General features: G+C 69.1%; 14 protein-coding genes. 8 read left to right on the forward strand and 6 right to left on the reverse strand.

Annotated elements, in window-relative coordinates; all coding sequences use genetic code 11:
* The first annotated feature begins 31 nt into the window (after positions 1-31).
* The 7 genes from CDO46_RS16830 (at position 32) to CDO46_RS16860 (ending at position 6,181) form a co-directional block, all read left to right on the forward strand.
* Positions 32-631, forward strand: coding sequence for a MotA/TolQ/ExbB proton channel family protein (locus CDO46_RS16830; protein WP_087839643.1), 600 nt, complete (start codon positions 32-34; stop codon positions 629-631).
* Positions 632-650: 19 nt separating this feature from the next.
* The gene (locus CDO46_RS16835) at positions 651-1,079 is read left to right on the forward strand and encodes a biopolymer transporter ExbD (protein ID WP_087839644.1); all 429 of its coding nucleotides are present in this window, start codon (positions 651-653) and stop codon (positions 1,077-1,079) included.
* Complete coding sequence (lpxK, locus tag CDO46_RS16840; protein ID WP_087839645.1) at positions 1,076-2,119, forward strand: tetraacyldisaccharide 4'-kinase; 1,044 nt, start codon at positions 1,076-1,078, stop codon at positions 2,117-2,119. Before CDO46_RS16835 ends, lpxK begins: the two co-directional genes overlap by 4 nt.
* Positions 2,100-2,303: a Trm112 family protein gene (locus tag CDO46_RS16845; protein ID WP_087839646.1), complete on the forward strand. Its 204-nt coding sequence runs from the start codon at positions 2,100-2,102 to the stop codon at positions 2,301-2,303. Before lpxK ends, CDO46_RS16845 begins: the two co-directional genes overlap by 20 nt.
* On the forward strand, positions 2,296-3,072 hold the full coding sequence (gene kdsB / locus CDO46_RS16850) for a 3-deoxy-manno-octulosonate cytidylyltransferase (RefSeq protein ID WP_087839647.1): 777 nt from the start codon (positions 2,296-2,298) through the stop codon (positions 3,070-3,072). The genes CDO46_RS16845 and kdsB overlap by 8 nt, the downstream gene beginning before the upstream one ends.
* Positions 3,073-3,296: 224 nt before the next feature.
* On the forward strand, positions 3,297-3,950 hold the full coding sequence (gene adk, locus CDO46_RS16855; RefSeq protein WP_087839648.1) for an adenylate kinase: 654 nt from the start codon (positions 3,297-3,299) through the stop codon (positions 3,948-3,950).
* A gap of 155 nt (positions 3,951-4,105) precedes the next feature.
* Positions 4,106-6,181 (forward strand): sodium-translocating pyrophosphatase, encoded by a 2,076-nt coding sequence (locus CDO46_RS16860; protein ID WP_087839649.1) that lies wholly within the window; start codon positions 4,106-4,108, stop codon positions 6,179-6,181.
* A gap of 31 nt (positions 6,182-6,212) precedes the next feature.
* Here the strand turns inward: CDO46_RS16860 and CDO46_RS16865 are convergent, their stop codons facing one another.
* From CDO46_RS16865 to murJ, 5 genes are all read right to left on the reverse strand, one after another.
* On the reverse strand, positions 6,213-7,121 hold the full coding sequence (locus tag CDO46_RS16865) for a fumarylacetoacetate hydrolase family protein (RefSeq protein WP_087839650.1): 909 nt from the start codon (positions 7,119-7,121) through the stop codon (positions 6,213-6,215).
* An 18-nt stretch (positions 7,122-7,139) separates the two neighbouring features.
* A complete protein-coding gene (locus tag CDO46_RS16870; RefSeq protein WP_087839651.1) occupies positions 7,140-8,309 on the reverse strand; it encodes an enolase C-terminal domain-like protein in 1,170 nt (389 codons plus the stop codon).
* Complete coding sequence (locus CDO46_RS16875; RefSeq protein WP_165963079.1) at positions 8,309-9,289, reverse strand: tripartite tricarboxylate transporter substrate binding protein; 981 nt, start codon at positions 9,287-9,289, stop codon at positions 8,309-8,311. Before CDO46_RS16875 ends, CDO46_RS16870 begins: the two co-directional genes overlap by 1 nt.
* 120 nt (positions 9,290-9,409) lie before the next feature.
* On the reverse strand, positions 9,410-10,345 hold the full coding sequence (locus CDO46_RS16880) for an AraC family transcriptional regulator (RefSeq protein ID WP_087839653.1): 936 nt from the start codon (positions 10,343-10,345) through the stop codon (positions 9,410-9,412).
* 30 nt (positions 10,346-10,375) lie between these two features.
* Positions 10,376-11,944: a murein biosynthesis integral membrane protein MurJ gene (gene murJ, locus CDO46_RS16885; protein WP_087839654.1), complete on the reverse strand. Its 1,569-nt coding sequence runs from the start codon at positions 11,942-11,944 to the stop codon at positions 10,376-10,378.
* A 193-nt stretch (positions 11,945-12,137) separates the two neighbouring features.
* On the opposite strand from murJ, the gene rpsT reads away from it, so the two are divergent.
* A complete protein-coding gene (rpsT, locus tag CDO46_RS16890) occupies positions 12,138-12,401 on the forward strand; it encodes a 30S ribosomal protein S20 (RefSeq protein WP_087780818.1) in 264 nt (87 codons plus the stop codon).
* A gap of 140 nt (positions 12,402-12,541) precedes the next feature.
* Here the strand turns inward: rpsT and CDO46_RS16895 are convergent, their stop codons facing one another.
* A complete protein-coding gene (locus CDO46_RS16895) occupies positions 12,542-12,865 on the reverse strand; it encodes a DUF3579 domain-containing protein (protein ID WP_087839655.1) in 324 nt (107 codons plus the stop codon).
* Positions 12,866-13,169 lie beyond the last annotated feature (304 nt).

Here is a 13,169-nt window from a genome sequence, read left to right on the forward strand (position 1 = left end):
ATTCTCGCCTTCATCGAAAAGGAGAGGTTTCTTGCTCGCCATCGTCCGCGAGGCCGGCTGGCCCATCTGGCCGCTGATCGCCACTTCGTTCATCGCGCTGACGCTCATCGTCGAACGCCTGCTCGCCCTGCGTCGAAGCAGGATCGCCCCGCCCAGGCTACTGGAGGACGTCCTGGCCCTGGTACAAAAGCGGCGCATCACTCCCGAAATCGTGACCCGGCTCGAAGCCGACTCGCCGCTGGGCCGCGTCCTGGCCGCGGGACTGCGCAACGCCCATCGCTCGCGCCCCGCGCTCAAGGACGCGCTCGAGCAATCGGGCGAGACGGTCGCCCATAACCTGAACCGCTACGTCGGCGCGATCGGCACCATCGCCGCGGTGGCGCCGCTGATGGGCCTGTTCGGCACCGTGGTCGGCATGATCGAGATCTTCGGCTCGTACGCGCCGGCCGGCAGCGATCCCGCGCAACTGGCGCACGGCATCTCGGTGGCACTGTACAACACGGGACTGGGCATCTTCATCGCCATCCCCGCCATGATCTTCTACCGCTATTTCCGCGCCCGCATCAACGACAGCCTGCACGACCTGGAACGGGCCGCCGCCCGCCTGGCCGACAGCCTGCAAGCCGAGTGATGCGGCCCGGCGCCCGCCCATGAACTTCCGCCGCCACCTCGATACCGACGAGCCCGACATCAACCTGATCCCGCTGATCGACGTCCTGCTGGTCATCCTGATCTTCCTGGCCGCCAGCACGTCCTTCTCGCGCTTCAGCCAGTTGTCCGTGCGCCTGCCCGACGCGACCGCGCAGTCCGCCGAAGCCTCCGCCGGCCTGACCGTCACGGTCGCGGCCGACGGCCGCTACGCGCTCAACGGCAAGGCGCTGCCCATTGCCGATGCCGACCAGTTGTCCGAGGCGCTGCGCAAGGCGGCGGCCGGACGGGACGATCCCTCGCTGGTGATCGACGCGGACGCCGCGGCCACCCACCAGGCCGTGGTGCGGGCCATGGAAGCGGCGGGGCGGGCCGGCATCTCGCGCATAGGATTCACCACACAGGCCGCGCCGGCGGCATCGGGCAGATGATGCCGGACCCCGCCCTGCGCTCGGTGCTGCAACGCCAGTGGCAGACGGGCGGATGGCTGTCGTGGCTGCTTTCCCCCCTGTCCCTGCTGGCCTCGGCCGTGGTCGCCGCCAAGCGCCTCGGCTACCGGGCAGGCTGGCGGCGGGCCGAGCGGGTGGGCGTGCCGGTCGTCGTGGTCGGCAACGTCTATGTCGGCGGCACCGGCAAGACTCCCTTCATCGTGGCCGCGGCTCGCGCCCTGCGGGCGCGCGGCCGCCAACCGGGCGTGATCAGCCGGGGCTACGGGGTGCGGGTCGGCCCCGCTCCCCGCGTGGGCTGCGGCCAGCTGGACCCCGCGGACTTCGGCGACGAGCCGGCCCTGATCGCACGCCAGGCCGACGTCCCGGTGGCGGTCCACCCCCGCCGCGCCGACGCCGCGCGCGCACTGCTGGCAGCACACCCCCATGTCGACGTGATCCTGTCCGACGATGGACTGCAGCATCTTGCGCTGGCCCGCGACCTCGAGATCGTGGTGCAGGACGAACGAGGCATCGGCAACGGCCGGCTGCTGCCCGCCGGTCCGCTGCGCGAGCCCGCGTCTCGCCTGCGCGATGTCGACGCGATCGTCACGAATCGCAGCGGCGGCGCCGGCGCCCCCTTGCCCGCCGCGCCGGCCGGCGTCCGCGCCGTGGACATGGACCTCGTCGTCGACGGCGCCTGGCGCCTGGCCGACGGCGAACGGCGGCCGCTGGCGGAGCTGGCCTCGATGCGCCGCATCGCCGCGGTGGCGGGCATCGGCAACCCCGGCCGCTTCTTCGCCACGCTGCGCCGCGCCGGCGTCCGGCTGGACGTCACGCTGGGCCTGCCCGACCACTACGATTACGCGCGCCCGCCGTTTGCCGCGATCGAAGCCGATCTCATACTCGTCACCGACAAGGACGCCGTAAAATGTCCGGCGGTGGACGACCCGCGCGTGTGGGCCGTCACCGTTTCGGCGCATTTGTCCGACCCCGCGTTCTTCGACTGGCTGGAAACCCGACTCCATGGACATACGCCTGCTTGACATCCTGGTCTGCCCGCTCTGCAAGGGGCCCCTGCGCCACGACCGCGCCGCTCGCCTCCTGGGCTGCCGCGCCGACCGCCTGAGCTTCCCGATCCGCGACGGCATTCCGGTCATGCTCGAATCCGAGGCCCAGCCCTGGCAGGACGAGACCGATGCCCCGGCCGCCGAGGCACCCCATGCCTGATCAGGCCGACTTCACCGCCATCATCCCGGCCCGCGCCGCTTCCACGCGCCTGCCCGGCAAGATGCTGGCGGACATCGGCGGCGTCCCCATGATCGTCCGCGTCGCGCGGCAGGCCGAGGCCAGCGGCGCATCCCGCATCCTGGTGGCCACCGACGACGCCGCCATCCGCGACGCGGTTCGCGCGCACGGCTTCGACAGCCTGATGACCCGCGCCGACCATCCGACCGGCACCGACCGGCTGGCCGAGGCCTGCGACGCGCTCGAGCTGGACGACACGCACATCGTGGTCAACATCCAGGGCGACGAACCCCTGATCGATCCCGCGCTGGTGGCCCACGTGGCCCAGACGCTGGACCGCCACAGCGCGGCGGCCATCGCCACGGCGGCGCATCCCATCGACACCCCCGAAGAGTTGTTCAACCCCAACTTCGTCAAGGTCGTCTGCGGCGCCGACGGCCATGCCCTGTATTTCTCGCGCGCCCCCATCCCCTGGGCCCGCGATGCCCTGGCCGGCGGCGAGCGCGTCTTCGCGCCCGGCCTGCCCGCGTTGCGCCACATCGGCCTCTACGCCTATCGCGTGGGCTTCCTGCGCCGTTTCCCCACCCTGCCCCAGGGCCGGCTCGAACGATGGGAGTCGCTGGAACAGTTGCGCGCGCTCGAGCACGGCTATGCCATCCAGGTCCACGTCACGCCGCAGGCCCCCGCGCCGGGCGTCGACACGGCCGCCGATCTCGAATTCGTGCGGCGGCTGGTGGCGGCCCAAAGCTGATTTGACCGGCGCCGCGCGCTTGAGGTAAGTTTGGGGACACTCGTGCCTGAAACACGCGGCCATAGGGGGGTCGGCATACCGACATCGACCGCATGCCGCAGCGCATCGGCCTTCATCACCATCCCGGCGACAAGTTCGCGGCCTGGACCCTGATGGGCCGGGCCAGCGGTGTGTGCGCCGGTAACGCCGCAGGCCAAGAACACCAACTCAATCAGGAAGCATCAATGCGTCTAATCTTGCTCGGAGCGCCCGGCGCCGGCAAAGGCACTCAGGCCGCGTTCCTCAAGGACCGTTACGGCATTCCCCAGATTTCCACCGGCGACATGCTGCGGGCCGCGGTCAAGGCCGGCACGCCCCTGGGCATCGAAGCCAAGAAAGTCATGGATGCCGGCGGACTCGTGTCCGACGACATCATCATCGGCCTCGTCCAGGACAGGCTGAAAGAGCCGGACTGCGCCAATGGCTATCTGTTCGACGGATTCCCCCGCACCATCCCCCAGGCCGAGGCGCTGCGGTCGGCCGGCGTGCCGCTGGATTTCGTGATCGAGGTGGACGTCCCCGAGGAAGAGATCATCGAACGCATGAGCGGCCGCCGGGTGCACCTGGCCAGCGGCCGCACCTACCACCTGCGCTTCAACCCGCCCAAGAACGCCGGTGTCGACGACGTCACGGGCGAACCGCTCGTCCAGCGCGACGACGACAAGGAAGAGACGGTGCGCAAGCGTCTCGAGGTCTATCGGCAGCAGACCCGGCCGCTGGTCGACTATTACTCTCAGTGGGCCGCCGAAGGCGACGCGAAGGCGCCCCGCTACCGCAAGATCTCCGGCGTCGGCTCGGTCGACGAGATCAAGACCCGCCTGTTCGATGCGCTGAAATAAAGCCCCCCCTACGCGCTTACGCGCGCCCCCAGGGGCGGCACTAGCGGACCGGCAAAGCCGGATCCGCTGTGCCCTGGATCGGGGATGTCTTGCACTGTTTTTTGTTTGCTCGGTAGTTTTTGAAACTTTCGTAGTTGAACAAAAGGAGGAGTTGCATGGCAACCGGTCTGTCATTCGCGCTCGTATGCGGCCTTCTGGCCGTGGCGTTCGGCGCGATTTCCACCTTCTGGATCCTCAAGCAGGAAAGCGGGAATACCCGCATGGTGGAAATCGCGACGGCCGTGCAGCAGGGCGCTCAAGCCTATCTCGCCCGTCAGTACACGACCATCGCCATCGTCGGCGTGGTGCTGTTCATCGTCATCGGCCTCGTGCCCGGCCTGGGCTGGCCGTGCGCGCTGGGCTTCGCAGTGGGCGCCGTGCTTTCCGGCGCCGCGGGCTTCATAGGCATGAACGTCTCGGTGCGCGCCAACGTGCGTACCGCCCAGGCTGCCACCCGGGGCTTGAACGAAGCCCTGACCGTCGCCTTCCGCGGCGGCGCCATCACAGGCATGCTGGTGGTGGGCCTGGGGCTGACCGGCATCACCGTGCTGCTGTGGGTATTGCTGGGCACCAACCTGTCGGGCGCCGAAGGCGCCGGGCTGCACGAGCAGTTGCAGCCCCTGATCGGCCTGGCGTTCGGCTCCTCGCTGATTTCCATCTTCGCCCGGCTGGGTGGCGGCATCTTCACCAAGGGCGCCGACGTGGGCGCCGACCTGGTGGGCAAGGTCGAGGCCGGCATCCCCGAGGACGACCCGCGCAATCCCGCCGTCATCGCCGACAACGTCGGCGACAACGTGGGCGACTGCGCCGGCATGGCGGCGGACCTGTTCGAGACCTATGCCGTCACCATCGTGGCCACCATGCTGCTGGGCTCGCTGGTGATCGAGGTGGCGCCGCTGCAGGCGGTGATCTACCCGCTGGTCCTGGGCGGTTTCTCCATCATCGCCTCGATCCTGGGCTGCATGGCGGTCAAGGCCAGCCCCGGCAAGCGCATCATGAGCGCACTGTACCGGGGCCTGGCGGTGGCGGGCATCCTGGCGCTGGTGGTGTTCTACCCGCTGACGGCCTGGGTGTTCGCCGGCACCCCGCTGGACGACGGCAACAGCCTGGGCCGGCTCTACGGCTGCACGGTGGTGGGCCTGGTGCTGACCGGCCTGATCGTCTGGATCACCGAGTACTACACCGGCACCGAATACAAGCCGGTGCGCTACGTGGCGCAGGCCTCGACCACCGGACACGGCACCAACATCATCGCCGGCCTGGCGGTCTCGATGAAGTCCACCGCCGCGCCCGTGATCCTGGTCTGCCTGGCCATCTACGCCGCCTATACGCTGGCGGGCCTGTACGGCATCGCCGTCGCGGCCACCGCCATGCTGTCCATGGCCGGCATCATCGTCGCGCTGGATGCCTACGGCCCCATCACCGACAACGCCGGCGGCATCGCCGAGATGGCGCAGATGCCCGAATCGGTGCGCAACATCACCGATCCGCTGGACGCGGTGGGCAACACCACCAAGGCGGTCACCAAGGGCTACGCCATCGGCTCGGCCGGCCTGGCCGCGCTGGTGCTGTTCGCCGACTTCACCCACGCGCTCGACCATCTCGGCAAGAACGTCGATTTCTCGCTGGCCGAGCCGGCCGTCATCATCGGCCTGTTCGTGGGCGGCCTCATTCCCTTCCTGTTCGCGGCGATGGCGATGGAAGCCGTGGGCCGCGCCGCGGGATCGGTGGTGGTCGAGGTCCGGCGCCAGTTCACCGAGATCCCCGGCATCATGGAAGGCACCGGCAAGCCAGAATATGGCAAGGCGGTGGACATGCTGACCAAGGCTGCCATCAAGGAAATGATGGTGCCCTCGGCGCTGCCCGTGGTGGTGCCCATCGTTCTGGCCCTGGTCATCGGCGTGCTGATGGGCGGCGAGTCGGCGCGCATGGCGGTGGGCGGCATGCTGATGGGCGCCATCGTGACCGGGCTGTTCGTCGCCATTTCCATGTGCACCGGCGGCGGCGCCTGGGACAACGCCAAGAAATACATCGAGGAAGGCCACCACGGCGGCAAGGGCTCCGAGGCCCACAAGGCCGCCGTCACCGGCGACACCGTGGGCGACCCCTACAAGGACACGGCCGGACCGGCGGTGAACCCGCTGATCAAGATCGTCAACATCGTCGCGCTGCTGCTGGTGCCGCTGCTCTAGCGGCCGGGCGCGGCGGCGGGGTCCGGGCCGCTCAGGCCCGGACCGCCGCCATCACCGTGTTGCGCAGGCTTCCCACCCTCTCGATCTCGCATTCGACGACATCGCCCGGCCGCAGGTAGCGGCCGTCGGCCACGCCACAGCCCGCGGGCGTGCCGGTGGCGATGACGTCGCCCGGCCGCAGGGTCATCGCACGCGAAATGTGCGCGACCAGCGCCGGGATCTTGAAGATCATCTGCTCGGTGGACGCATCCTGGCGGGTCTCGCCGTTGACCCGGCACATGATGCGCAGCGGATACGGCCGGGGAATGTCCCGCGCCAGCGCGATGGCCGGCCCCAGCGGGCAGGAGCGGTCCAGGCTCTTGCCCTGCAGCCAGTTCTGTCCGTAGCGGCCGGTCAGCGTCGGCGCCGCCTCGTTGGCCTGCAGCTCGCGGTAGCTCACGTCATTGCAGACGGTGTAGCCCGCCACGTGGTCGTAGGCGTCCTCTTCGGCGATGTCGCGCCCTTCCCTGCCGATCACGACCGCCAGTTCCGCCTCGTAGTCCATCTTGCTCGAGAAGTCGTGGCCGCCGATGGGGTCGCCGGGAGCCACCACCGTGCCGGGCAGCTTGGTGAAGAAGAAAGGCTGCTCGGGCGGCGTCAGCTTGCCCTCGGCGCCATGGTCGAAGTAGTTGACGACGTGCGCGAGGATCTTCGATCCCGCCTCGATGGGCGCCAGGAGGCGCACCGACTCCAGCGGGACGGCCGGCCCGGACGCGGCCAGGCCGGCGGCCGCCTCGCGGGCCATGTCGCCCGCTGCCAGGAACAGCCGCAGGTCGCGAAACAACGGCGCCATCCATTCTCGGTCCGCCGCGCAGGCGGCCAGCGCCAGGTCGACGACGCGATCTCCCTCGATCGCGCACACGTGCGCTCCGGCCACGGTGGCCATGCGTCCGATCTTCATCCTTGCTCCTTTCTTGTGTCAACGTCCCGCCATGTCCTTCATCACGGCGTACAGGCCGGGCTGGCGCTCGAAGCCGATGCCCGGCGACTGCGGCAGGATGGCCTGCCCGTCTGCGATGGCGACTTCCTCGCCGAAGCCGCTGAAGATCCCGAACGTGTCCGGGTAGGACTCGCATCCTCCCAGCCCCAGGCCGCCGACCAGGTGCAGGCACATCAGGTTGCCGCCGTGCGGATACATCGCGGAACGGGCGAAGCCGTGCCTGCCGGCCACCTCCAGCACGTTCAGGTATTCGGTGATGCCGAAGGACAGCGGAGGATCGAGCTGGATGATGTCGCGATCCGGACGAAAGCCCGCGTAGGACAGGAAATGGTCCAGCTCCTTGCCGCAGGCCATGTTCTCGCCGGTGGCTAGGGGCCCCTCGTAGGCGCGGGCCAGTTCGGCATAGATGTCGTACTCCAGGAAATCGCAGGGCTCTTCAAACCAGCGCAGGCCGTAGGGCGCGATGGCCCGGGCATAGTCCAGCGCGGTGTCGCGGCCGAACGCGCAGCTCGCGTCCACGGCCAGGGCCCGGCCGTCGCCCATCTCGCTCAGCACCGCCTCGATGCGCCGGCAGTCCTCGTCCACGGACAAACCGCCTATCTTCATCTTCACCATCCGGTAGCCGGCGTCGCGGTAACGGATCATCTCGTCCTTCAGGTCGCGCGCGGCCTGGCCCGGGAAATACCAGCCGCCACCGACATACACCGGGGCATGCGTCCGTGCCCGCCCGCCGCCGTGGCGCTCGGCCAGCACGGCGTGCAGCGGCTTGTCCTCGACCTTGGCCACCAGGTCCCATACGGCCACGTCCACCGTGCCCATGGGAATGGCGCGTTCCGCGTAGCCGCCGCGCCGCTCCCGCCGCTGCCCGCAGGCCAGGATCGCCGCCGGATCGAAGTTGCGTCCCGTCGCATCCAGCAGGCTGTCGGGATCGGCCCCCAGGATGCGCGGCGCGATCCGGTCGCGGATCTGCTCGCCGCAGGCATAGCGGCCGAAGGAGTTGAACGCGAATCCCACCAGCGGCCGCCCGTCGCGGATCACGTCCGAGACCACCGCCACCACGGTGGCGGTCATCTGGCTGAAATCGGAGCGGGCGTTGGACAGGCGCGACTCCAGCGCGACCGTCTTCTCGATGACGTCGACGATGCGCATCAGTTCACCGTCGCGCCGGAAGCCTTCACCGCGGCGGCGAACTTGGCCATCTGCTCGCGCACGAAATCCACGCTGCGCGGATACGGCACGACGGTGCGCTCGAACGAACTCTCGGCCAGCTTGGCCTGCATGTCCGGCCCCGCCATGGCCTGTTCGATGGCGGCCACCAGCTTGTCGTGGACGGCGGCGGGCAGGCCCTTGGGCGCGGCCACCACCCACAGCGACACGGCATCGACGCCCGGATAGCCCGCCTCGGCGAAGGACGCGGTGTCGGGGAACAGCGGCGAACGCTTGTCGCCGGTCACCGCGATCGGAGCCAGCACGCCGCTCTTGACCTGCTGCACGACCAGCGCCGGCAGGTTGAACATCATGTCCACCTGCCCTCCCAGGAGGTCCGCGATCGCCGGCCCCGCACCCTTGTAGGGGACGTGCAGCAGCTTGATCCCGGCGGCGGTCTTGAAGGTCTCGCCATGGAGGTGGACGACGGTGCCCGCGCCGGCGGACGCGAAGCTGAGCTGGTCGGGCCTGGCCTTGGCCTCGGCCACCAGTTCCCGCACCGTCCGCGCCTTGATGCGCTTGCTGTTGACCACCAGCACGCCGGTCGCGGTGGCGACCACCGACAGGAAATCGAAATCCTTCAGGCTGTCGTAGGGCAGGTTGGCGTACAGGCTGGGATTGATGGCGAAGGCCGTATCCAGCAGTCCTATGGTGTAGCCGTCGGGCTGCGCCCGCGCCACCGTGGCCGTGCCTATCGTGCTGCCGGCGCCGCCCTGGTTCTCGACGAAGACCTGCTGGCCCAGCGCGGCGCCCAGCCGCTGCGCCAGTTGGCGGCCCAGCAGGTCGGTGCTGCCGCCCACGACATAGGGCACCACCATGCGGACCGCACGGGACGGGTAGTCCGCCTCGGCCGCGGCGGCCGCTCCCATCGCGCTTGCCCACAGGCATGCGGCAAGTCCCAGCCGGCGTAACGGTCGATACATGGCGCCCTCCCTTTTCCGGTGGCGCGGACGGCATGCCCCGCACGCCCCGCGCATGCGAAAAAGTATAGGAAGCGCGGCCGCCGCCGGCCATGGACGGGATTGGCGACTATTTGGACAAAATCAGGACGGCGCCTGCCAGGCCTCGCCCCGTTCGGCCGGGCTATCGCGGCCCGCGGCCTGGCCGCGATAGGCGCTGGGCGTCACGCCGCGCAGCTGCCGGAAACGCCGGGCGAAGTAGGCCTCGTCGGGAAAGCCCACGCTGGCCGCGATCTCGGCGATCGGCCGCGACGATCCCGTCAACATCCGGCACGCGAGGTCCATGCGCTGGTCGGCCAGGATCTCGGTGAAGGTGCGGCCGGTCTCCCGCTTGAGCAGATGCGCAAGATAGTGGGTCGACAGGTAGGCGGCGGCCGCCGCGTCCGCCAGCGTGATGGGCTCGGACAGGTGCTCGCGCATGAAGCGGCTCACGCGGGCCAGCGATGCGCGGCGGCTGCCCTGGAGCATCGAGGTTCGGGCCAGTGCCTGGAGGTCGTCCTGGTACCGGCGGCACACCAGGCCGATCAGGCGGAACAGGTCGGCGCGGATGAATTCGATGGCATAGAAGCCACCCCGGTCGTGCTCGGCCTGCATGCGCAGGCACAAGCGGCGCACCTCGGCCAGTTCGTCGGCGCCGAGTTCGAAATCCAGGTGTTCCTGATACAGGAAGGGCGCGAGTTCGGGCATCTCGTCGACGGAGACATCCTCCAGCTCCAGCAGGTCGATGCGCGACTCCGGCCGCAGGAAATCGCGGCGGAAGTTGATGACGAAGAATTCGGCCGGCTCGACATGCCGGATGCAATGCACGGGCAGCGGCATGATGAAGCTGAGCGTGCCCGGCAGGATGGGCCGCACTGTCGCGCCCAGCACGTGCTCGGTGCGGCCCGCCAGGTTCACGTAGACCTGGAAGTACTCGTGCTTGTGCAGCGGCGGCTGCCCGACCGCGGTGGCCTGATCGCGGATCCAGAACGCGGTATGCGGAAGGAATTCGCTCGTGCGGTTGATCGGCGCGTCAGGCATCGCTTCGGTGCTCCCGGTTGCCGGCGCTTCCTATTCCCTGGGCGGAGCCGCGCGGCGCCGGAAATCGCGCAGCCGGAAACCCAGCGCGAACAGCGCGCCGAAATAGATCACGGCGGCGCCGGCCACCGCGCCCAGCAGCAGGGCCACACGCAGCCAGGCGTGAGCCTGCAGGCCCAGCCAGTCCACACGCTGTTCGGCCAGCCACAATGCGGCGCCCATGGCCGCCAGCGCCACCGCCACCCGCGCCAGGAAACCGCCCCACCCGGCCGCCGGCCGATAGACGCCGCGCCGGCGCAGGCCCGCAAGAAGAGCGAGCGCATTGATGCAGGCGCCCAGCCCGATGGACAGCGCGAGCCCGGCGTGATGCAGCCACGGCACGAACACCAGGTTCAGGCACTGCGTGGCCACCAGCACCACCAGCGCGATCTTGACCGGCGTACGGATATCTTGCCTGGCGTAGAAACCGGGCGCCAGGATTTTCACGGACAGGAGTCCGATCAGGCCCACCGCGTAGGCGACCACCGCCATGCGGGTCTGGGCGACGTCGGCGGCGGTGAAGGCGCCGTAGTGGAACAGCGTGCTGACCAGGGCCTTGGACATCAGCGCCATGCCCAGGCAGGCGGGCAGGCCCAGCAGCAGCGTCAGGCGCAACCCCCAGTCCAGCAACGCGCTGTATTCCTCGGCATGGCCGGCGGCATGCGCCTGCGACAGGTTGGGCAGCAGCACGGTGCTGAGCGCGATGCCCAGCAGCGCGGTGGGGAACTCCATCAGCCGGTCGGCGAAGGACAGCCAGGTGACGCTGCCCGGGGCCAGCCAGGTGGCGATGTTGGTGTTGATCAGCAGCGACACCTGGGCCACCGAGACACCCACGATGGCCGGCAGCATCTGTCTCAGGATGCGCCGCACATAAGGGTCCGCCCAGGCCGCGCGCAGCCCCGTGCCGATGCGGGGACACAGGCCCAGCCGCGCCAGGGCGGCGAACTGCATCGCCAGCTGCGCCACGCCGCCGGCCATCACCCCCAGCGCCAGGGCATAGAGGGGGACGTCCAGATGCGGCGCGAGCCAGAGGCTGGCGGCGATCATCGACAGGTTCAGCAGCACCGGGGTGAACGCCGGCACGCCGAAATGCCGCCAGGTATTGAGCACGCCCGAGGCAAAGGCCACCAGCGACATGCACAATATGTAGGGGAACATGACGCGGGTCATCCAGACCGCCGCCTGGAAGTCGGCCGCGCGCTCCGCGCCCCGCAGCCCGCTGCCCATTGCGCTGACCACCCAGGGCGCGGCGATCACGCCCACTGCCGTCACCGCCATCAGCGCGAAGGTCAGCAGCGATGCCACGTGATCCAGGAGGCGGCGGGTGTCCTCGGGCGCATGGCGGTTCCGGACCTCGCCCAGGATCGGCACGAAAGCCTGCGAGAACGCTCCCTCGGCGAACAGCCGCCGCAGCAGGTTGGGAATGCGGAAGGCGACCCAGAACGCGTCGGTCAGGCTGCCCGCGCCGAACGCCCGGGCGATCAGCACGTCGCGCACGAGGCCGGTGATGCGGGACAACAGGGTATAACTACTGATCGTGGCCGCGGCGCGCAGCAAATTCATGGATGACCTTGTCTTGTACGCGGCGCGCCGCGCGAGTATGGTTGCCTTGCTCGTGGTTTTGCGGGGACTTCGCCACGAAGCATTTGATTTTACGGCCATTTGGGGCTATAGTCTTTGGCTTTGCGAAGCTCCTGCCGCCGCGTATAGCACATATAGCAAGTCGTGACTTCGCCCTACCAGATACGGAATTTTCATGGCTAATACCGCCCAAGCACGCAAGCGCGCCCGCCAAGCAGTGGTCCGCAACAAGCACAACTCCAGCCTGCGTTCGATGCTGCGCACGTCCATCAAGCGCGTGCGCCAGGCCGTGGAAGCCGGCGACAAGGCCGCCGCCACGGAAGTGCTGCAGAAAGCCACCAGCGTCATCGACCGCGTCGCGGACAAGAAGATCATTCACAAGAACAAGGCCGCTCGCCACAAGAGCCGCCTGGCCGCCGCCGTCAAGGCCCTGGCCTGATCTGACTCCGCTGCGCGGCCCGGCGCCGCGCGCGCAAGACGCCAGCCTGGCAGGATATCCTCCTGCCAGGCTGGCGTTCGTTCGTCCATACATATCGCAAGCAGATACCCCGCTCGCGCAGGGAGACGCCCCGCCGCCCCTCAGGGCTGCCGGGGCTTGCCCTGGGCGTCGGGAATCAGGCAGGCCTCGACCGTGCGCAAATCGTTGTCGCGCGCGAAATCGTTCACGAACTGCCAGGCCAGGGGCTCGAGCGCCCGCAGCCGTTCGTCGACCACCACGCACTTGACGCCGTCGATGAAGGTGGGCACGACATAGGGCGAATAGGTGAAAGGACTCGCCACGCTCCCCTTGGGCCGAAAAGGCGACATCACGCCGGCCAGGCGTTCGGCCCAATCGCTGGGGCGGAACTTGCTGCCGTTGGAAGTGATACCCTGGATAATGAACTGCCTGACGCTTTCAGCCATCGTCGTTGTCTGCGGAAGGAGTCCGCGGTGAGGGGTCTCGTGAACCCGATGGATCCTGAGCCCGGTCTGTTGCACACCGGCGTTGCATGCGCCGACCGGGCCGCCCCGCGCGACGGCGGGGCTCGACGCGGACCCGGCAAGGCCCGATAGGGTCCCGCCAGGCTCGCAGCGGGCGGGTGCACGCCCCGCCAGGGAAGCTCGCCATTGTAGCGTATCGTCCCCCTCGCCCTCCACCCGCATGCTCAACGGCGGGCAGCGCGGCACGACCGCTTCCGGCGCCACGCGGACCAGGTCGCCGGCGCGA

This window comes from Pigmentiphaga sp. NML030171, assembly GCF_002188635.1.
Classification (GTDB): Bacteria; Pseudomonadota; Gammaproteobacteria; order Burkholderiales; family Burkholderiaceae_B; genus Pigmentiphaga; species Pigmentiphaga daeguensis.

Bases quoted from the DNA above. Each gene is read 5' to 3' on its own strand.
- CDO46_RS16880 (WP_087839653.1), bottom strand. From the start codon at position 10,345: ATGCCTGACGCGCCGATCAACCGCACGAGCGAATTCCTTCCGCATACC.
- rpsT (WP_087780818.1), top strand. From the start codon at position 12,138: ATGGCTAATACCGCCCAAGCACGCAAGCGCGCCCGCCAAGCAGTGGTC.
- CDO46_RS16845 (WP_087839646.1), top strand. From the start codon at position 2,100: ATGGACATACGCCTGCTTGACATCCTGGTCTGCCCGCTCTGCAAGGGG.
- kdsB (WP_087839647.1), top strand. From the start codon at position 2,296: ATGCCTGATCAGGCCGACTTCACCGCCATCATCCCGGCCCGCGCCGCT.
- lpxK (WP_087839645.1), top strand. From the start codon at position 1,076: ATGATGCCGGACCCCGCCCTGCGCTCGGTGCTGCAACGCCAGTGGCAG.
- murJ (WP_087839654.1), bottom strand. From the start codon at position 11,944: ATGAATTTGCTGCGCGCCGCGGCCACGATCAGTAGTTATACCCTGTTG.
- CDO46_RS16865 (WP_087839650.1), bottom strand. From the start codon at position 7,121: ATGAAGATCGGACGCATGGCCACCGTGGCCGGAGCGCACGTGTGCGCG.
- adk (WP_087839648.1), top strand. From the start codon at position 3,297: ATGCGTCTAATCTTGCTCGGAGCGCCCGGCGCCGGCAAAGGCACTCAG.
- CDO46_RS16835 (WP_087839644.1), top strand. From the start codon at position 651: ATGAACTTCCGCCGCCACCTCGATACCGACGAGCCCGACATCAACCTG.
- CDO46_RS16870 (WP_087839651.1), bottom strand. From the start codon at position 8,309: ATGCGCATCGTCGACGTCATCGAGAAGACGGTCGCGCTGGAGTCGCGC.
- CDO46_RS16860 (WP_087839649.1), top strand. From the start codon at position 4,106: ATGGCAACCGGTCTGTCATTCGCGCTCGTATGCGGCCTTCTGGCCGTG.
- CDO46_RS16875 (WP_165963079.1), bottom strand. From the start codon at position 9,289: ATGTATCGACCGTTACGCCGGCTGGGACTTGCCGCATGCCTGTGGGCA.
- CDO46_RS16895 (WP_087839655.1), bottom strand. From the start codon at position 12,865: ATGGCTGAAAGCGTCAGGCAGTTCATTATCCAGGGTATCACTTCCAAC.